This is a genomic window from Bacillus sp. FJAT-27445, from assembly GCF_001510665.1.
Lineage (GTDB): Bacteria > Bacillota > Bacilli > Bacillales > Cytobacillaceae > Bacillus_D.
In genome coordinates this window covers 292,854-311,691 of sequence record NZ_LMTI01000003.1, presented here as the reverse complement: position 1 = coordinate 311,691, position 18,838 = coordinate 292,854, and the positions used below count along the sequence as shown (strand labels likewise).

Here is an 18,838-nt window from a genome sequence, read left to right as displayed (position 1 = left end):
CAATATCCTCGCCCACAAAGCTCCTCGGTCTCCAACCATTCCCCGATAGCTCTTTTTTACGCAAGATCCTTATGAAGAATGTACTGTTCGCCAATCCTGCCCATGATTCGCCTGCCCCGGTCCTCGAAGCCGGACTTTCGATATACATGCTGCGCAGCCAGATTTGTGTGGTTAACAGCGAGGACAATTTCCGTCTTATCGGGAAAATGCTGTTCAACAAAACCAGGCAGCTGTCTGAGAGAAAGGCTTGCAATCCCCAGGCCCTGATAACCGCAATTAATAGAGTATCCTCTCAATAGGATGGCATGGGGATTTGCGGTGAATGAAGATATTCCCTCCCCCTCGTGGAGGACGAAAAAGCCGGCAGGTTTATCATTGAATAGAATCACAACAGGATGCCTGCCGTGGGACTCCTCGCACGCTCTCAACGCATCCAAAGGCATCGCTGTGAACTTTTGCTGCTCTTCCGGCAATAGATACGCTTCGAAATACTCCCGGTAGCTCTCGCTGTAAAAAACTAGAGCCACCGGTTCCGCTACAGTCCGCCTTTCCATTCCAGCCCCCCTCTTTGTCTAATCTTTATATTTCACGGTGCTTTCCTTATTTTTGCGCTTCTGTAAAAATGTTTTTAACAAGCTTGACAGGGATTTGCGAGCCGCCGCGCTTTTGGACATTCTCAACGAGCATGGCAACGAGCATATCCCCGGCTTCCGCATTGTAAGCGACAAACCAGCCGTTTTCTTTTCCGGTTTCGCCTTGAACCGCTTTAATTTCAGCGGTTCCCGTTTTCCCGGACAATGGATAGCCCTTTATTTCCGCGGTCCGCGCCGTACCGCCCGGGTCGGATACAATTTTCCGGAGAATCGGGCCGACAGTTGAAGCCGCCTCCGGAGAAATTGCTTGTTCCTTCAGCAATTGTCCATGTTGGTCATCCAGAAGAAGGATAGGCTTGATCATATTCCCCCCGTTCAGGAACGGTGTATACGTAGCCGCCAAATGGACAATATTCATCTCCAGCTGCGCTTGGCCATAGCCGGCATCCGCTAGCAGGATATCCTTTTCAAGCGAGCCGGTTTGCGAGGCCTGGAGCGGGAATGGAAACCCGAAATCCTCACCAAAGGCAAACTTATTCATGCCTTCGGTAAAGCCCTCTTTCCCAAGCTTAATCGCTGTCTGCGCAAAATAAATATTGTCCGAGAACACGAGCGCCTTTTCAAGATTTACATTGGCGGCTTCATGCACCCTCGTAACATAGTAGCCTCCCCATGAGGCGTCCTTTTGCCACTTTAAACCTTTTACATTCATCACATCCGCCGGATTAATCGCCCCCGCGGTCAGTGCCGCTCCTGCAACGATCGGCTTTATAACCGATCCTGGCGCATATCTTTTATTGAATCGGGTGTTCTTCGGCGTATTCGGGTCATCGTCAAGAGCCTTCCGTTCGGCGGCCGACATTCCGAACACCTCCTGGTTCGGGTCGAAGGACGGCGAACTGACTAGCGCCAGCGTTTCCCCTGTTTTCGGATTTATCACAGCTGTTGCCCCAACCTCACCCTTCATCTGGGCGGTGATTGTTTGTTGCAGCTCGGCATCGACCGTCAGCTTGACAGGCTGCCCGTTCACAACCGGCTTTTCAGCAAGCACTTCCTGTCCGCCGCCTTCCTTGTTAATCACAATCTGGACGCCAGGCTCGCCGCGAAGCTGCTCCTCGAACACCTGCTCAATGCCGCGCTTCCCAATTATATCTCCGCTGGAATAGCCCTTCCCCTCAAGCTTCTCGAGCTCTTCAGCTGTCACCTTTCCCACAAAGCCAACTAGGTGGGCGGCCGCCTCCCCGTATGGATAAATACGCGACTCGACCTTTTTTGTCTGCACCGGTTTCAGCTTAATCAGTTCCGAAATCAGAGCCTCATCGTTCATCGATACCTTCTTTAGCGGAACGAAATAATCAGGCTTAACCCAGCTTGCGGTAGCCGCCTTTTCAATGCTTTCCGATGTCATGTTAAGCAATTTTCCAAGCTGGGCAATCGTTTCGGATTCCTGCCCTTCCATATCCTTTGGAACGATCCCTACCTCGTAAACTAACCCAGTCGTTGCAAGCGGATTGCCTGTCCTGTCAAAAATCTCCCCCCGCTCCGGGGCCTGTGTTGACAGGGAGATTTTATCACCCTTTCCAAGCTGTGGGAAAATATAATTTGTATTCCAATCAACATACCAATCTTCTCTCTTATCCCGCTCTTCTTTTACAAGGAAGGCATCATGGCCAAACTCAATCGGGCCAGCTATGCTGTCCATTTTTGCCGCATAGCCGTAAGCAACCTCTTCGCCATCTTTCTGCTTATCCTCTTTCGGCTTTGTAAAGCTGACCTTCAGATTGTTGATCTGGAGATCTCCATAAATTTTTTTATATCGTTCGGTAAAATCCTTTTTACTAATTGAAGCCTTGGCATCCTTTGACAGATACCCATACATTTCATCAAAATCCTGCTTGTTCCAAAGCTCTACATAATGGGAAAAGCGGTCTGCCGGGTCAGGTTTTTTCTCCGTACAGCCGGCCAGCGCAGCTGCCAGAATCACCGCGGAAACTATCATGAACAGCCTTTTCATCACCCATCCCCCTTGTCATTTTGTCTCATTTTACCACAGTTTGCCGGAATTCCTGAAAGACGACACTTGGCTGGCAATAGCGATTTCCGGATTCCTTTGGCTTTTTTCTCAAAAAAAAAGAGAGGGTTGCCCCTCCCTCTACAACATATGATTATGAACTTTTATTATCTCCGGTTTTGTTAGTGGAGTCGCCGGATGGAGCATTAAGCCCGTCCTCAGTCGATTCGGCATCTTCTTCATCAGCAGGGGCCTTGCTTTGGTCATCACCCTCGGTTGCTTCTTTCTTATTGGAGGGTTCACCGGTCTGCGCTTCTTGAAGCGAGCTCAGCGGCTTTCCAAAGTAGTTGTTTGGATTGACTGCTACGCCGTCCTTGCGAATTTCAAAGTGGACATGCGTCCCAGCTTTTTGATTCACCTGGCTCTGGCCTGCCGCTGCGAGTGACTGTCCCTTTTCTACCAGGTCGCCAACCTTGACTTTGATATCTTTTACGGACTGATATTGTGTTACAATACCTTTGTCATGCTGGATATCAATCACATTGCCAAGCATGCCATCCTCTTCAACCCTAGTGACCGTGCCGCTTAAGGAAGCAACGACATCAAACTCAGAGCCGTCTTTCATCGCAATATCAAGGCCGGTATTCGTCACATAGGTACCGTTGTATACGACCAATGCATCTTGCTGCGTTTTAGGATCGGCTGAGTTTTCATAGAATCCTTTTTTAACAACCGCCTTATCCTTGTCAGCTACCGGCATCGCGAAGTTCTCCAGCGATTTGTTTACCTCAAGGGCAGGCTCGTTGAACTTCCTCTTGGCGTTTTCAGTAGTCTTGTAATCGTACTTTTCTGCTGAATCGCCGCTCATTTGATACCAAAGGACACCTGTCAGAATGATTGCCGCACTTGCCATGTAGACTGCCGGGACTACCCAGCTCTTTTTTAGAAAACGTTTAAAACCTCGAGAAGATTGCTTTTTTTCTTCCTCTCTCATTTTCATCACCTCAGCAATCATTCTGAACACAATGGTAGAATTATATACATTCCCCGAAAGATTTTTTGGAATATTTTTTGTAATTCAACTCAGTTTTATGCATCAAAAGGAGGATTTTTATGAAATTTATTTCCAGGTGGACGGCCAGGCTACTCCCTTTCATCTATATGGCCATGATTTGGATCATGTCCAGCCTGCCAAGCAACCACTTTGTCGAACTCCCTGATTCCTCGGTTGACCGTACCATCAAGGAATCCCTTCACCTGGTCGAATTCGCCATCCTATATGGATTGTTCGTCCTGGCATCTCTCACTGGGAAAAGAAAGTTCAAAAGAAGTATAAATATGCTTCTCGCGGCCGCTGCGGCCCTTTACGGGCTCACGGATGAAATCCACCAGTCTTTCTACCCCTATCGCTCCGCATCGCTATTTGACCTATTCAAAGACGTTCTGGGAATAGCAGTTGTGTATTACTTTGTGGATGGTGCTCTATTCAAAGGAAAGTTTACGGGACTGGGAGGACTGCTTTGGAAATGGAAGAAGTTCACGAATTGTTAGAGCCGGGGTTGTACTAAACGGGAAATCAATGGCTGACTATATAATTGAAACTGGGATAGAGGCAGAAAGATGGATTTTTTTATTCCATTTCTCCCTCTATCCCTTTTATAATGCAATTTTACGCACCGTATAAACCCAAACAAACAAAAAAACCTTAAAGTAAGGGTTTCTATAGCTCCCTAAACTATCATTAAGCCGATGCGTACTATAGTACACATTTGTTTTTTCAGGTGAACTTATTAGCTGTAAAAAGTGGAAACCATGAACGAGAAACAGAAACAGCCGGCCCATGGTAAAGGCCGGCTTCCTAAAAACCATTTATTATCTTCTAGCAGAAGCCGTAACAGCAGACAACAGGTTATCGGCAGGGCTGATTTCAACCCCCTGGTAGAAGTATTTGACGATTTGCTGGTAGGTCTTCCCTTCAGCAGCCATTCCATTCGCCCCATATTGGCTCATTCCTACGCCATGCCCGAAGCCGCGGGTGTTGATGACAATTTCATTTCCATGCCGCTCCCATGAAAAATCTGTTGATCTGAGATCAAGCTCATCGCGAATTTTTCTCCCAGTCAGTATTTTTCCATTGAAATCAACTTTACCAATTCGGTTGCCCGCTGTACGGCCAATTATTTTTCCAATTGTGCGGGAATTGCCGATTTTCACCCCAAGCCTTTTTTCAAATTCCGGCACCGCGATGCTTATCTCGTTCTTGAATTTTGGCGAGTTCTTATCCCAGGGACTCTCTACGCTACGCAAGTATGGGAAGGCATTCTCCCAATAGTCCTCAGAGTTCTCTGTATATCCGTTGCTTGTCGAGAAAAACGTCGCGGTAATCGCTTTTCCGTTATAAGTTAGGATTTGGCCGTCGGTCGACCGCACAGCTTGAGCTATTTTTTTCTTTTTCCAGGTATAATCCTTCCCCCATATCTTCTTCATATCCGAATCATTTTTAAAAACCTGGTGAATTAATTCAGAATCGCTCACCTGTGCCCCTTCCGGTAATCCAGATTTATCCTCTGTCATCAACTGTTTGACGATATACGTCCTTGCTGCCAGCGCCTGTGCCTTCAAAGCTTCTTCCTCAAACTCCGCTGGCATTTCTGCTGCAACCACTCCCTCGAGATACTTGTTTAGGGGAAGTTTTTCAATCTTCTTTTGCCCTGTCCTGTATACTGCGACTTCTACTGCCGCATCGGCTGCTATTCCGCTTTCCTCGCCATTTGGGGCTTGCTGCAGTTTTTCCCCTGGCATCCCATTAACATGGCTGTCCTTGAAGGGAAGGACAAGCAGGGCTGGAATGACCAAGGTTACTGCAAACAGGAAGGATGTTAGTGCGAAGAAAGGTTTCAAGTTTTTCATGATTGAGCCTCCATTTGAAAAGTAAACGGCCGGCATGGCGGCTGCGCTTCATTAAAACATATGGGCGTGGACAAGCGGTTATGACTAAAAATCGGATGGTACTGCAGGACTTAAAAAAAAGAAAAGCCGAAGAAATGTATCTGTCAGACATCTGACAGCCCTTCCTTCAGCTTTCCATTTAGCGGCGGTCTATGCCACCTATTTAGTAAATAAAATTATGCATTCATATCGGAAATAAGTGTTTCTTCTTCCTCAAAAACTTCCACTGTATCTTTTACGCGCTCTACATCCGCTCCCAGTGCCGCAAGCTTCTGATGGAAATCCACATAGCCGCGATCTAGATGCTTCAATTCCGTTACCCTGGTCATACCTTCCGCTACCAATCCGGTCAGGATAAGCGCTGCTGCCGCACGGAGGTCAGTTGCCGCGACTTCCGCACCCTGAAGGTTCGACTTGCCAGGAATAATGACGGAACGCCCTTCAATTTTTATATCTGCATTCATACGGCGAAATTCTTCGACATGCATGAACCTGTTTTCAAAAACAGTTTCCGTAATCATCGAAGTGCCTTCTGCACGGAGAAGAAGTGCCATCATTTGCGATTGCATATCAGTTGGAAAGCCTGGATGTGGCATCGTTTTGATATCGACAGCCTTGAGCTTCTCAGGGCCGATTACCCTAATGCCATCCTCTTCCTCAGTAATGGTAATCCCCATTTCCTCCATTTTTGCGATCAATGAAGACAAATGTTCTGGGACTGCCCCTTGAACAAGGACATTGCCACCTGTAAGTGCCGCTGCGACCATGAAAGTCCCCGCCTCAATCCGATCCGGGATGATTGCATGGTCAGCTCCAAACAAGACATCTACGCCTTCAATCCTAATGGTGCCTGTACCGGCGCCGACAACCTTTGCACCCATCTTGTTCAAAAGATTCGCAAGGTCAACGATTTCCGGTTCTTTTGCCACGTTTTCAAGGATGGTTGTGCCTTCCGCAAGTGTCGCTGCCATCATGATATTTTCCGTAGCTCCTACACTCGGGAAATCGAGGTACACCCTCGCACCCTTTAAACGGCCGTCTACTTCCGCTTCAATAAACCCATTTCCTACCTTAACCTTTGCTCCCATGGCTTCAAAGCCTTTCAGGTGCTGGTCAATCGGGCGCGACCCAATCGCACAGCCTCCAGGCAATGCCACGCGGGCACGGCCATTACGGGCCAAAAGTGACCCCATTACAAGTACAGAAGCGCGCATCTTTCGAACATATTCGAATGGCGCCTCCTCTTTCAACTCTCTGGATGCATCTACAACAACTTGATTATTTTCAAACACTACTTCTGCGTTTAAATTGCGTAATACTTCGTTGATCGTATATACATCGGAGAGAGCCGGGACATCACGTATAATGCTTTTTCCATCACTGGCCAACAATGTTGCAGCGAGTACAGGCAGTACAGAATTTTTGGCACCCTCAACCCTGACCGTACCATTCAGCCTATTTCCGCCGCGGACGATGATTTTTTCCAAGTGTATTCCCCTCCGCGTCCAAGTTCACTATATTAATATTCAACAGTAATGAGGGGGGTTCCGACTGTAACAGTCGCATTGTCTCCCCCTCCCGAGCGAACAGCGATTTGCACGTTCATTCCATTTTTAAAATTGTCCATAAACCATGGCGATAAAGCCGATATCGAGATGAAATCTGTTTCCCTGATTGCTTCGGTTTCAACCGCATTTAATCGTTTCATTATGTTGCTTGCTTTTTGGGATAAAGCCTTTTCCATTCTATCATCGAAAATGCCAGTGATACAAGAGAAAATTGACGGTTCACCACGAAATATGTCATGCAGGCGATTCTTGAATCCATCCCTTGCAAAAAAGGCTTCGCTTTCTTCATTCCATTCTCCGCCCGCGACCTTATATATTATATACGCATTTGCCTCATGGGGTGTGCGGGTAGAAATAATTTGAAGATATTCCCTGCCATAAACTGAAGCAGGTGATACCGCGGCAGCTTCCCATTTTCCACTGGATGATGTGACAGACCATTTCCATCCTGGAAGCTTGTCCTGAAGCTGTTCTGCATATTTCTCCAATTCCCCGGGTGAATTGGAGTCTTCAATTATTTCCCGTGAATAAACCGTCCACTCCTTAAGCAAACTATCTTCGGCTTCCAATACTGCCGCGAGCTTAATAAGTTCCGGTGCACTGTCAGCTTCAATCGTTTTATTCCCATGTTCCAACATAACAAAACCAACAATGGCAAATATTGATAAAACCAATTTCATTTTCATGCGCCCGCTCCCTTTCCCCTCATTTACATTTTTACCAGGGAGAAGTAGGGCATACATGGGAAATCTCGTCACTTTTTGACAAAGTGAATGCATTCTGCGAACTTTGTAGAATAATGCACAATATTGATTGTACTCAATATTCGCCAGCTTGAACACATGTATTAAGTCCTATATAAAGGCTATTAGCAGACCAATCCAAAAATACCTATTGCTCTGAAGTTCTGTAAGTGAATTGGTATTCCGGGGCATAATAAGATACGCCGGTGCAGATCATCCACTGCTTTAGTCAAAAATAGCTGGAAGTTGTCGGGACAGAAGAAGGTAATCGAGGAAAAAATTACTCACAGCGGAGCCAATCGCAATTGCCAGCAATATGTATAAAATCCTGGCTTGAAGCACCCTGTTTGCCCGTAAAAGCTTATCAAAATTCAACGATTGGATCGCCCACCATGCCAATGTGATGCACAAAAGGTGTACTATAATCCCAACTAGCGCCCCTATTCCAATATCTGCAATCAAGTTAATCCCTCCTTATCCTGCCTCCGCTCTCCTATTCGGGTGTTTATTTAAAAGATGATCCAGTTATCAGGAAAAACACCAGGAAATATAAGGGAATTTACAGAGGGGTTCCCTTGTCTGTTTTCGTTTAGTGTGAAATAATCAGTAATGATATGATAATAGAAAAAGCTGTCCCCTTTATAGCCTCTCCCTCTACCATTGTATGGATAGCAGGAGAGAAAAGCAATCTTTTAAACTGCCTGTTCAGAGCAGACAAAAATGAAGTAATTGGTACATAAAATATTGATATGAAGGTGATTTTATGAAAAAGGTAAGAAAGGCGATTATTCCTGCCGCAGGGCTTGGAACGCGCTTTTTGCCTGCGACAAAAGCGATGCCAAAGGAAATGCTTCCTATCGTCGATAAGCCCACAATCCAGTATATCGTTGAGGAAGCAATTGAATCAGGCATTGAGGACATCATTATTGTTACCGGTAAGGGCAAGCGAGCCATTGAGGATCATTTTGACCATGCATTTGAACTGGAGCAAAATCTGCTCGAAAAAGAAAAATTCGAATTGCTTGAAAAAGTACAGGCTTCTTCCAATATGGTTGATATTCATTACATACGCCAAAAAGAACCACGCGGTCTAGGGCATGCTGTATGGTGCGCCAGAAACTTCATTGGCAATGAGCCTTTTGCCGTCCTGCTGGGTGATGATATCGTCCAGGCTGAGGTTCCCTGCCTGAAGCAGCTGATTAATCAATATAACGACACGCTGTCTTCTGTAATTGGAGTCCAGCGTGTTCCAGAGTCGGAAACACATCGATACGGAGTGATCGATCCACTTGAAGAATACAACCGCCGCTATCAGGTTCGGCAGTTTGTTGAAAAGCCCAAGCCGGGTACCGCGCCATCAAACCTGGCTATTATCGGGCGTTATATTCTTACTCCGGAAATCTTCATGTTCCTCGACAAGCAGGAAATTGGTGCGGGAGGAGAGATCCAGCTAACCGATGCAATTCAAAACCTGAACGAAATCCAAAGGGTATTTGCCTACGAGTTTGAAGGGAAAAGGTTTGATGTCGGTGAAAAGCTGGGTTTTATTGAAACCACCCTTGAGTTTGCGCTGCAAATGCCCGAGCTTAAAGAGGATTTGATTGCTTTTATGAAAAAGCAGCTCGAGCTTCATGAAAAATAAGGGGTTTCCCCATTCGCGTTTTTGATAAAAAGCTTATGTTTATTTCTTTCCATTTAATATAAAAGGGCTGACTTCCTACACAGGAAGCAGCCCTTTTTTTCCTTGCTATATGATTCCCCTTTGTACCTTCCATGTACCAGCCTTCCCCCAAAGGCGGTTGCATGGCCTTCCTTTCCGTCGTATCGCTTTCCCCAAAGCAGCCACGCCGGTTTACAGCAGCTAAGCAGGTTCATAGAGAAATTTTTAAACAATCCCTCACCGTAAAACCCATATAGCCTAAACGCCCACAGAAGATTACTTCAATAATTCCCCGAAGCCACCGAAATTATTGTGCAGGAAATCCAGCGCGATATTCGGCATGATTCCGAACAGGACACTCGCCACCACGGTAATGGCCACAGCCGCCAGGATTCCAGCAGGAATTTTGAACGTTGTTTCATCTGTCGACGGACGGAAGAACATTTGTGTCAATATCCCGAAATAGTAAACATAGGATACAACGGTTGTTGCAATCATGATGGATGCGAGTACATAATGCGGATTCTCTTGGTCAATGAATGCGCTCATAAAAATATTCATTTTGCCAATGAACCCCGCAGTTCCCGGGAATCCTGCCAGTGATAGAATCAGGATGCCGAATGCCGATGCAAGTACTGGTGCTTTTTTGTAAAGGCCGGCGAAATCCTTGATATCATCCGATCCAGTCTTTTCACTTATTAGCTGGATGATGGCAAAAGCCCCGATATTCATGAACGTGTATGCCACTAGATAGAACCAAATCGCATCAAACATAAAGTAACTGAGCGATGTAAACGCCACAAGGATATACCCCGCATGAGCTATGCTTGAGTATGCAAATAGACGCTTGATATTGCGCTGCCTAAGCGCGACAACGTTCCCGATTATCATTGTTGCCGCAGCCAGGAATGCAATGTAATCCTGCAATTTTAATAGAATCGGCATGGATTCCGGACCTTCGGAAACGGCCATCCCAAAGACGGTCAGCATGATTCTGATAAGAAGGATAAAGCCCGCGGCTTTGGAAACGACACTAAGGAATGCCGTCACAGGAGTCGGAGCTCCCTGGTAAACGTCAGGCGCCCACATATGGAACGGCGCTGCCGCAAGCTTAAAGGATAGGCCCACCAGGATCATGAAGAAGGCAATGGCAAGCAGGTAAACGTGCTGTCCAACTGCAATAGTCGAAACTGTGTTGGCGATTTCCTTCAGATTTGTCGAGCCGCCAATCCCATAAACATAGCTCATCCCAAACAAGGTAATTGCTGTCGAAATACCGCCGTTAATTACATATTTCATTGCTGATTCATTCGAATTCAGCTGGTTCCTGCGCATTCCTGCCAGGATATAGGAAGAGATCGACAATAGCTCAAGACCGACAAACAACGTAATCAAATCACCGCTGGATGCCATGAACATTGCACCAAGAAGGGCAGTCAGGAACAGATAGAAAAATTCGCCCTTGTATTCGGAAAATCCGTCCTTGGGTTCGTAATGGACAGCCAACAGCATGACCAACGCCGCTCCGCCAAGGAGGATGAACTTAAATACTTTTCCGAAGCCATCAAGCCTGTACGTATCCGCCAGTATGGATGTTACTGGTGCATCCAGCATGCCAGCCAGGGAAATCCCGGCTGCTACGATGGCAGCAATTGACACCCAGCCAAACATTTTCCTGTCTGTTTCTTTTGGCAAAAATAAATCTAGGATGGTTAAAAGCGCGGCTGTACCGAGTATGATGAACTCAGGTGCCATAATGCTCCAGTTGTACGATAACAATTCTTCTAGTTCCATTGTTCATCAACCCCCCAACCCAAGCATGATTGTTTTTAGTGCGGATTCCAACGGTGAGCTAAGGACACTTGGGTATACGCCGATTAGAACAATCAGGAACAACAGTGTCAATGCCGGCACATATTCGATCCCCTTCAAATCAAGGACCCCCGTAAAATCACGGTGCGGCACTCCGTAGGTCATGCCAAGGATTGCCCTGAGAAGGTAGGCGGCAGTCATGATAATGCCGATACAGCCAATTGCTGCAAGCACAGGCATTTCCTTAAATAAACCGAGGAAAGCCATGAACTCGCTGACAAAGCCCGACATGCCCGGAAGGCCAAGTGAAGCCATCCCTCCTGCAAGCAGTATACCCGCGGCAATTGGCATTCCTTTTGCCAATCCGCCCAGATTTGCTATGAGCGATGTATCTAGGCGTTCATAGAAAATCCCAACTAGGAAGAACAACAGAGCCGAAATTAAACCGTGCGATATCACCTGGAAGATTGCCCCTTGGATTCCCGCTTCATTCAATGCGGCTAGGCCGATTAGGACAATACCCATATGTGAAATCGAAGAATAGGCTAGAACCATTTTGAAATCCTTCTGGATGAATGCCAGGAATGCTCCATAAAGGAGATTTACTACGCCAAGTACAGCAAGCAAAACGGCTAGCTGCTTGAACTGTTCAGGGAAAATCCCCATCCCGAAACGAATCAAACCGTATGCGCCAATTTTCAAGAGAATACCGGAGTGGATCATAACGATAGCCGGCGGTGCCTGCACGTGGACGCGGAGCATCCAGCTATGCAGCGGGAAAATCGGCAGCTTTATTCCGAAGGCAATCAATAAGCCAATAAAGAGTCCCATCTTCATTCCATCCGAGATAGGGGCCATCAGTTGAGCATCCGGATTTGCCATTAGTTGTTCAAGCAGGCCGATATTTGATGTACCGGTTCTCGTGAACAGAACCATAATGACAATCAACAGGATAGCGGAGCCAAGCCCGTTGTAAATCAAAAAACTATATGCGGCTTTTTCCTTTTCGAAATAACCCCATTTTCCAATCAAAAAGAACATTGGAATGAGTGTCAATTCAAAAAAGAGGAAGAAAAGGATCAGGTTTTGCGCTGTAAAGACGCCGAGCATACCGACCTGGAGCAGCAGGAAAAGCATGAAATAACCTTTCCACTCCCTTTTAACCATGCTGGACGCAAGAGCCGCAAGTGAAGCTACAACAGATGTCAGTACAATCATTAGGAGTGAAAAACCGTTAATTCCTAATTCGTAATAAATGGAAAAGTACTTCTCTCCCATTTGCTTGAAACCGCCAAACTGAATCCAGTCGACCCTCGTGGAGAAATCGTCCAAATCCTTCCCAGCCAGGTAATGCGCGTAGGCTGCGAGCGATAAAAGCAGGGCCGGTAGGGTTGCGATGAATCCAACCAGCTTAATCATTTTCTCATTCGACTTTGGCAAAAATGCCAGCGCGACAATGCCGAGCAATGGGGAAAATACCAATATTGTCAGTATATAAGAAAGGTTCATTGCAAGTACCCCCCGGTCAGCGCGAAGATGACTGTCAATACTGCAAGCCCGATAAAGGCTACAGCGGCATATGTCTGGACCTGTCCGGATTGAAGCTTCGAACCGGCTTTAGAAAATCCACGGACCGTGCCGGCAACTGCGGCTGCAATGCCTTCAACAAGGAAAACATCGATATAGCGGAACAGATGGCTAACCGCCTTTGTCGCATTAACAATCGTAAGCTCGTAAAATTCATCAATAAAGTATTTGTTGTACAGAACCCTATAGGCCCCAGGAGCCGCAGAGCTGAGCCAGTCTCGGGATAGCGAGCGTTTCCCGTACATTAGCCAGGCAAGGTAAATGCCGGCTAGAGAAACAACTGTTGCCGCAATCATAATCCAGGCCGGGCCTTCGATATGGCCATGTCCCAACGCTGGGTTTCCTTCTACAAGCCAATCACCAAGGAACGTACCAAACCATGGCGTATTAACGTAACCAGCGACAACAGCCAGCACGCCAAGTACTACCATTGGAAGAGTCATAGTTCTAGGTGATTCGTGAACATTCTTTACATTCGTACGGGATTCGCCCCAGAAGACCATGAAGAACACCCGGAACATGTAGAATGCTGTAAAGAATGCTGCGATTAACGCGAGCAGGAACAAAATAGGATGGCCGTTTTCCCACGCGGCAATCAGGATTTCATCCTTACTAAAGAAACCGGAGAACAATGGGACTCCACTTATCGCGAGTGTCCCAATCAGGAATAGCGGGCCTGTCAGTTTCAGTTTTTTCCAAAGGCCGCCCATTTCCTCAATGTTCTGTGTATGGACTGCATGGATGACACTTCCCGCTGCAAGGAACAAAAGAGCCTTGAAGAATGCGTGAGTCATCAGATGGAACACGCCGGCAACGTAACCGGCCGAACCGAGTGCAAGCATCATATAGCCAAGCTGGCTGACCGTAGAATAAGCAAGCACACGTTTGATGTCCTTTTGGACAAGGCCTATGCTGGCCGCAAATATCGCAGTAAATGCGCCGATAATCGCTATTGTCAACAGGGCCGTTTTACTGGCTGCAAAAAGCGGGAACAAGGCTGCTACCAGATAGACACCCGCGGCAACCATTGTAGCGGCGTGGATAAGAGCCGAAACAGGCGTTGGGCCTTCCATCGCATCCGGAAGCCATGTATGGAGCGGGAATTGGCCGGATTTTCCGACAGCGCCCACGAATATCAGGATGGCGATAAGGGTCAGCATCCCCGCGGTAATCGCTCCAGCTTCCACCGCAGCAAAAATTTCATCATATTCAAAGCTCTTAGTTTGCCAGAACAGGAGTATCATGCCGATCAGTAGGCCAACATCCCCTATCCTTGTCATAATAAATGCTTTTTTGGCAGCCGCCTTCGCCTCTTCCTTGTAAAAATAAAAGCCGATCAAAAGGAAGGAACCTACTCCGACTAGCTCCCAGAAAATATACGTTTGCAGGAGATTCGGTGAAACGACAAGGCCAAGCATTGCAAAAGTAAATAAACCAAGATAAGCGTAAAAAACCGGAATGCGCTCGTCGCCATGCATGTATCCTTTGGAATAGATATGTACAAGACAGCTAACGAGAGACACGATAAACAGCATTAATGCATTTAGTTGGTTCACTTCAAAGCCCGCTGTTAATTGAAAATCTCCTATTGAAAGCCAGACGCCCTCGGATTTATATGTAGGCGCCGAGAATCGGTCCACCAGCACCGCCACCGACATTGCCAGCGATGCGATTGTAAGCCCAATCCCTACAAAGGCGCTCGACTCTTTAAGCCGTTTGCCAAATAGAAGAAGAATCAAAAATGATAAAAGCGGGAAAAGCGGTATGATCCATGCATTTTCCATCAATACACTATCCCCTTTATGAACGCGCGTTCTGATGCAGAAATTACTCTGGCTGCGCGCCTGATTTCACCCTGCCACTCAGGGCTTTCGCAGGTGCAGGCCCTGCGTGGAAGAATCCTGGGCAGCCTGCTAGCAGCGTTGGCAGCCCTTTTTTATAATCCGGATGAATCACATTTAGTTTTTCATTATATCCATTTCGTCTATGTTCACTGTTTTCCTGTTCCGATACAGGGAAATCAGGATAGCCAGGCCTACTGAAGCCTCGGCTGCCGCCACAGCCATGGCGAAGAGGGTGAAAATCTGCCCGTCAATGGATGGGGCGATTCCAAACTTGCTGAACGTCACAAGGTTGATGTTAACCGCATTCAGCATAAGCTCAATGGATATAAGGACGATAACTGTGTTCCGTTTGGTCAGGGCACCGTAAAGGCCAATGCAAAACAGTATCAGGGCAAGCGCGAGGAAGGCAGAAGCAGGAACTCCCGAGTACATTATTCCGCCTCCTTATTGTCTTTTTTTGCAAGGATGATCGCGCCGACAAGCGCAACCAGCAATACAACCGAAGCAAGCTCGAACGGGATGATGAATTTCGAATAAAGCGTTATCCCAATCTGCTCCGTATTGTTAACATGAAGCTCAGTAGAACCGGGGCCGAGATCAAGATTATAAATCCCCATATAGACTGCAAAAGCAAAGCCAGCGACCGCAAGCATCAGGATGTATTTCCTCCATTTTCCCGTACTTGGCTCACTTTCATCATCATGCTTTGTCAGCATAATACCGAACAGCATAATGATTGTTATGGCCCCAGAGTAAATAAGAACTTGGGCACCAGCCAGAAATTCCGCCGACAGCAGAACAAAGATGCCGGCAATGCTGATAAACGTAAATACAAGAGCGACAATCGTGTGGACCACCTTCGTCAGGTTCAGCAAGAGCACGCCCCCGATGACTGCCACTAGCGCAAGTGACATAAATGCCAGAAATTCACCTGAAATCATGCCTTATTCACCTTCCGAACATTCTCGTCATTTTCATCCAGCCATTCAAGGTTTTTAAAAAGGTTATCCCGGCTATATTCGGCAAGCTCGAAATTATTCGTCATGACAATCGCTTCAGTCGGGCAAACCTCGGTACATAAATCGCAAAGAATGCAAATTTCAAAGTTGATATCATACGTATCTATGACTTTACCCTTCTTTGTAGGATCCGGATGTTTCTTGCCTGTCAGTTGGATGCAGTCTGTCGGACAGATGTTGGCACACTGGTTGCAGACGATGCATTTTTCAGGATAGAACTTCTGGATTCCCCGAAACCGGTCCGGTAGTGGAAGCGGTTTGTTTGGATATTCATATGTGATCTTTTCCTTGGTCAGGTTTTTAAGGGTATACTTTAAGCCTTTTGCCAATCCAAGCATGTTTTTCACCCCTTTGGTGCGTGATAAAAAGAATTCCATATTTCAGCGGAAATGCCGGTCCAGCATTTCTTATCCACGTTTAAAACAAGTCAAAAAGCTCCTTGAGCAGCGCTGTCAGGAATACGTTTGCCAGTGCGACCGGCAGAAGTACCTTCCATCCAAATTCCATCAATTTATCTGCCCGGAAGCGCGGGTACGTAACGCGGAACCAAATCAGGAAAAAGATGACTACGCTGAACTTAAGCGAGAACCATACTGCGCCTGGAATGAAATCCAGGAAAGACAGCGGCGGCAGCCAGCCACCAAGGAAAAGAACTGTGGTAAGTGCAGCCATCGCAAACAGGTAAACATATTCCGCAAGCATGAAGAACGCCCAGCGGAAACCTGAATATTCAACATGATATCCAGCAACAAGCTCGGACTCCCCTTCTGGAAGGTCGAATGGCGTCCTGTTCAATTCCGCAACAGACGCAATCATGAATACAATGAACGCGATCGGCTGGAGCAGGATGTACCAGTAATTCCGTTGTGCCTCGACGATGTCATTCAAATTCAGGCTGCCTGTAAGAAGAATAATCCCTAAAACGGACATGACAAGCGGAATTTCATACGAAACCATTTGCGCAGCCGCCCTCATTCCACCTAATAGGGCGTATTTATTGTTGGAAGCCCATCCACCGGTAACAATCCCAATCGTGGTGATGCCTGATATAGCAATATAATATAGAAGTCCGACACCAATATCGGCAAATTGGAACTTATCCGTAAACGGTATGGCCGCAAGCACCATGAACGATGGAGCGAAAGCTATGACAGGGGCCAGGATGAAGAGAGGCCTGTCTGCCACCTTTGGGATAATATCTTCTTTTAATAAAAGTTTCAATACGTCGGCTACAGTCTGGAGCAGCCCCCAGCGGCCGCCGACATGGTTAGGGCCGTGCCGAAGCTGCATATATCCCATTACCTTGCGTTCTGCAAGAATTCCATACGTTACAAATCCCAGCACCACAAACAGAAAAACGGTTGCTAGCAGGAAGAATATCCCGAAATTAAGTAGTCCGGGGGTTGAGGTAAGAAGTCCTTCTACCATTAACCGTCCACCTCCCCAAGGACAATATCAATTGCTCCAAGAATGGCAACCATGTTCGCCATGTTCTCCCCAACAAGCAGCTTCGAGAGAATCTGGAGATTATAGAATGATGGCCTTCTGAATTTCAAACGGTAAGGCTCTTTTTTTCCATCGCTAGCGATATAACAGCCAATTTCCCCACGCGGTGATTCAATCCGGACATAAGCTTCCCCTTTTGGGGCCTTGATGATTTTCGGAACCTTTGCAAGGATTTCCCCGCCTTCCGGGAATTGTTCGCAGGCCTGTTCCAAAATCTTCAGGGATTCCTCAATTTCCCGAATCCGCACATGGTAGCGGGACCAGCAATCCCCGCCTTCCTCTGTAATTACATCAAATTTGAATCTGTCATAGATTGAGTATGGCTCGTCTTTCCTTAGGTCGAATTTTACGCCCGTACACCTAAGGCTAGGGCCGGTGAGCGAGTACTGGATTGCCTCTTCCTTTGTGTATCGCCCAACTCCTTTCACTCGGTTCATGAAGATTTCATTACCGGTGACAAGCTGATGGTAGCCCTTAAGCTGCTCCCGCATATAAGGAATAAAGTCCTGAACCTTTTGGATCCAGCCTTCTGGTGCGTCCCATTTCACCCCGCCTACCCGCATGTAATTGAAAGTCAGCCTGGCACCCGACAGTTCATTCAGCATGTTGATAATCATTTCCCTTTCCCTGAAGGCATAAAGGAACGGACTTACAGCTCCCATATCCAACAAGTAGGTACCCCACCAGACTAGATGGCTTGCGACCCTATTCAATTCCATCGCAATGACCCTCAAGTACTCAGCCCGCTCTGGGACTTGAATGCCCGTCATGGTTTCAACCGCATGGCAAATCACATAGTTGTTCGTCATCGAGGAGATATAGTCCATCCGATCAGTATATGGGATTATTTGGGTGTATTGCAGATCTTCCGCGATTTTTTCTGTACCCCGATGCAAATAGCCAATGACCGGCTGTGCATGTGTAATAATTTCCCCGTCAATCTTGACGACTAGCCGGAACACTCCGTGGGTACTCGGGTGCTGCGGCCCTACGTTGAGCAGCATTTCTTCAGTACGTATCATTGGTTACACCTCGACGTCGTATTGCTCGTAGTCTTTTCTAAGTGGATGGCCAACCCAATCCTCACCCAGCAGAATTCGATGTAAATGTGGATGCCCAGTAAATGTAATGCCCAGTAAATCATAAGCCTCGCATTCAGGCCAATCTGCTCCCGCCCATAGCGGCTGCAGGGATTCAATTGTTGGCGCGTTACGGTCAATCTTCACTTTAAGAGCTACTGATTGCCTGTTCTTATATGAGAAAAAGTGCACATATAGTTCTAAATGGGTTTCAAAATCACTGCCATGCAGTTCGGATAAATAATCAAATCCCAATTGTTCATTAAACTTAAGGAACTGGGCCACCTTGTAATATGTCTCTGGTTTGACTATAAGTGTAGGAACATCTTTTGAAAGTTTATTAATATAGTAATCTTCAAGAACATCCTTTCCAAGATGTTCTTCAATGACTTTTACATACCTATCAAGGTAAGGCTGGTTTGACGATGGAGCTGCAGGCTTTGCTGTTTCGGCCTCTCCTCCATCCT

18 protein-coding genes are annotated in these 18,838 nt (G+C 46.8%); 2 read left to right on the top strand and 16 right to left on the bottom strand.

Annotated features, from left to right (window positions below):
* Positions 1 to 56: 56 nt before the first annotated feature.
* From AR337_RS10035 to AR337_RS10025, 3 genes are all read right to left on the bottom strand, one after another.
* Positions 57 to 554, bottom strand: coding sequence for a GNAT family N-acetyltransferase (locus tag AR337_RS10035; RefSeq protein ID WP_059171877.1), 498 nt, complete (start codon positions 552 to 554; stop codon positions 57 to 59).
* Positions 555 to 600: 46 nt separating this feature from the next.
* The gene (locus AR337_RS10030) at positions 601 to 2,607 is read right to left on the bottom strand and encodes a penicillin-binding transpeptidase domain-containing protein (RefSeq protein ID WP_059171876.1); all 2,007 of its coding nucleotides are present in this window, start codon (positions 2,605 to 2,607) and stop codon (positions 601 to 603) included.
* A gap of 151 nt (positions 2,608 to 2,758) precedes the next feature.
* Positions 2,759 to 3,598: a M23 family metallopeptidase gene (locus AR337_RS10025; RefSeq protein WP_059172228.1), complete on the bottom strand. Its 840-nt coding sequence runs from the start codon at positions 3,596 to 3,598 to the stop codon at positions 2,759 to 2,761.
* Positions 3,599 to 3,717: 119 nt separating this feature from the next.
* On the opposite strand from AR337_RS10025, the gene AR337_RS10020 reads away from it, so the two are divergent.
* Positions 3,718 to 4,155 (top strand): VanZ family protein, encoded by a 438-nt coding sequence (locus AR337_RS10020; RefSeq protein WP_059171875.1) that lies wholly within the window; start codon positions 3,718 to 3,720, stop codon positions 4,153 to 4,155.
* 321 nt (positions 4,156 to 4,476) lie between these two features.
* Here AR337_RS10020 and spoIID read toward each other — a convergent pair whose 3' ends face one another.
* The 4 genes from spoIID to AR337_RS10000 all read right to left on the bottom strand — a co-directional run bounded on the left by spoIID (position 4,477) and on the right by AR337_RS10000 (position 8,326).
* A complete protein-coding gene (gene spoIID, locus AR337_RS10015) occupies positions 4,477 to 5,514 on the bottom strand; it encodes a stage II sporulation protein D (RefSeq protein ID WP_059171874.1) in 1,038 nt (345 codons plus the stop codon).
* A 215-nt stretch (positions 5,515 to 5,729) separates the two neighbouring features.
* On the bottom strand, positions 5,730 to 7,040 hold the full coding sequence (murA, locus tag AR337_RS10010; protein ID WP_059171873.1) for a UDP-N-acetylglucosamine 1-carboxyvinyltransferase: 1,311 nt from the start codon (positions 7,038 to 7,040) through the stop codon (positions 5,730 to 5,732).
* A 32-nt stretch (positions 7,041 to 7,072) separates the two neighbouring features.
* Positions 7,073 to 7,807: a YwmB family TATA-box binding protein gene (locus AR337_RS10005; protein ID WP_059171872.1), complete on the bottom strand. Its 735-nt coding sequence runs from the start codon at positions 7,805 to 7,807 to the stop codon at positions 7,073 to 7,075.
* 282 nt (positions 7,808 to 8,089) lie between these two features.
* Positions 8,090 to 8,326, bottom strand: coding sequence for a DUF1146 family protein (locus AR337_RS10000; RefSeq protein WP_059171871.1), 237 nt, complete (start codon positions 8,324 to 8,326; stop codon positions 8,090 to 8,092).
* Positions 8,327 to 8,627: 301 nt separating this feature from the next.
* Here AR337_RS10000 and galU point away from each other — a divergent pair, with 301 nt between their 5' ends.
* Positions 8,628 to 9,506 carry a UTP--glucose-1-phosphate uridylyltransferase GalU gene (gene galU, locus AR337_RS09995; protein ID WP_059171870.1) on the top strand — a complete coding sequence of 293 codons (879 nt, stop codon included), beginning with the start codon at positions 8,628 to 8,630 and terminating at the stop codon, positions 9,504 to 9,506.
* Positions 9,507 to 9,800: 294 nt separating this feature from the next.
* On the opposite strand, the gene nuoN is transcribed toward galU, so the two are convergent.
* From nuoN to AR337_RS23730, 9 genes are all read right to left on the bottom strand, one after another.
* On the bottom strand, positions 9,801 to 11,318 hold the full coding sequence (gene nuoN / locus AR337_RS09985) for an NADH-quinone oxidoreductase subunit NuoN (protein ID WP_059171868.1): 1,518 nt from the start codon (positions 11,316 to 11,318) through the stop codon (positions 9,801 to 9,803).
* A 6-nt stretch (positions 11,319 to 11,324) separates the two neighbouring features.
* A complete protein-coding gene (locus AR337_RS09980) occupies positions 11,325 to 12,845 on the bottom strand; it encodes an NADH-quinone oxidoreductase subunit M (protein WP_059171867.1) in 1,521 nt (506 codons plus the stop codon).
* Positions 12,842 to 14,710, bottom strand: a complete 1,869-nt coding sequence (gene nuoL / locus AR337_RS09975) for an NADH-quinone oxidoreductase subunit L (protein WP_059171866.1) — start codon at positions 14,708 to 14,710, stop codon at positions 12,842 to 12,844. Before nuoL ends, AR337_RS09980 begins: the two co-directional genes overlap by 4 nt.
* 171 nt (positions 14,711 to 14,881) lie before the next feature.
* The gene (gene nuoK, locus AR337_RS09970) at positions 14,882 to 15,199 is read right to left on the bottom strand and encodes an NADH-quinone oxidoreductase subunit NuoK (protein ID WP_059171865.1); all 318 of its coding nucleotides are present in this window, start codon (positions 15,197 to 15,199) and stop codon (positions 14,882 to 14,884) included.
* Complete coding sequence (locus tag AR337_RS09965; RefSeq protein ID WP_059171864.1) at positions 15,199 to 15,708, bottom strand: NADH-quinone oxidoreductase subunit J; 510 nt, start codon at positions 15,706 to 15,708, stop codon at positions 15,199 to 15,201. Before AR337_RS09965 ends, nuoK begins: the two co-directional genes overlap by 1 nt.
* Positions 15,705 to 16,124 (bottom strand): NADH-quinone oxidoreductase subunit NuoI, encoded by a 420-nt coding sequence (nuoI, locus tag AR337_RS09960; RefSeq protein WP_059171863.1) that lies wholly within the window; start codon positions 16,122 to 16,124, stop codon positions 15,705 to 15,707. Before nuoI ends, AR337_RS09965 begins: the two co-directional genes overlap by 4 nt.
* Positions 16,125 to 16,203: 79 nt before the next feature.
* Positions 16,204 to 17,214 carry an NADH-quinone oxidoreductase subunit NuoH gene (gene nuoH, locus AR337_RS09955; protein WP_059171862.1) on the bottom strand — a complete coding sequence of 337 codons (1,011 nt, stop codon included), beginning with the start codon at positions 17,212 to 17,214 and terminating at the stop codon, positions 16,204 to 16,206.
* Complete coding sequence (locus AR337_RS09950; protein ID WP_059171861.1) at positions 17,214 to 18,314, bottom strand: NADH-quinone oxidoreductase subunit D; 1,101 nt, start codon at positions 18,312 to 18,314, stop codon at positions 17,214 to 17,216. Before AR337_RS09950 ends, nuoH begins: the two co-directional genes overlap by 1 nt.
* A 3-nt stretch (positions 18,315 to 18,317) precedes the next feature.
* On the bottom strand, positions 18,318 to 18,838 hold a 521-nt coding region (locus AR337_RS23730), incomplete at its 5' end, for an NADH-quinone oxidoreductase subunit C (protein WP_253701603.1).

Excerpts from the sequence above, each read along its gene's own strand:
- nuoN (WP_059171868.1), bottom strand. The coding sequence starts at position 11,318 with ATGGAACTAGAAGAATTGTTATCGTACAACTGGAGCATTATGGCACCT.
- AR337_RS09950 (WP_059171861.1), bottom strand. The coding sequence starts at position 18,314 with ATGATACGTACTGAAGAAATGCTGCTCAACGTAGGGCCGCAGCACCCG.
- galU (WP_059171870.1), top strand. The coding sequence starts at position 8,628 with ATGAAAAAGGTAAGAAAGGCGATTATTCCTGCCGCAGGGCTTGGAACG.
- spoIID (WP_059171874.1), bottom strand. The coding sequence starts at position 5,514 with ATGAAAAACTTGAAACCTTTCTTCGCACTAACATCCTTCCTGTTTGCA.
- nuoI (WP_059171863.1), bottom strand. The coding sequence starts at position 16,124 with ATGCTTGGATTGGCAAAAGGCTTAAAGTATACCCTTAAAAACCTGACC.
- nuoH (WP_059171862.1), bottom strand. The coding sequence starts at position 17,214 with ATGGTAGAAGGACTTCTTACCTCAACCCCCGGACTACTTAATTTCGGG.
- AR337_RS10025 (WP_059172228.1), bottom strand. The coding sequence starts at position 3,598 with ATGAGAGAGGAAGAAAAAAAGCAATCTTCTCGAGGTTTTAAACGTTTT.
- AR337_RS10030 (WP_059171876.1), bottom strand. The coding sequence starts at position 2,607 with ATGAAAAGGCTGTTCATGATAGTTTCCGCGGTGATTCTGGCAGCTGCG.
- AR337_RS09980 (WP_059171867.1), bottom strand. The coding sequence starts at position 12,845 with ATGAACCTTTCTTATATACTGACAATATTGGTATTTTCCCCATTGCTC.
- AR337_RS10035 (WP_059171877.1), bottom strand. The coding sequence starts at position 554 with ATGGAAAGGCGGACTGTAGCGGAACCGGTGGCTCTAGTTTTTTACAGC.
- AR337_RS10020 (WP_059171875.1), top strand. The coding sequence starts at position 3,718 with ATGAAATTTATTTCCAGGTGGACGGCCAGGCTACTCCCTTTCATCTAT.
- nuoK (WP_059171865.1), bottom strand. The coding sequence starts at position 15,199 with ATGTACTCGGGAGTTCCTGCTTCTGCCTTCCTCGCGCTTGCCCTGATA.
- AR337_RS09965 (WP_059171864.1), bottom strand. The coding sequence starts at position 15,708 with ATGATTTCAGGTGAATTTCTGGCATTTATGTCACTTGCGCTAGTGGCA.
- AR337_RS10005 (WP_059171872.1), bottom strand. The coding sequence starts at position 7,807 with ATGAAAATGAAATTGGTTTTATCAATATTTGCCATTGTTGGTTTTGTT.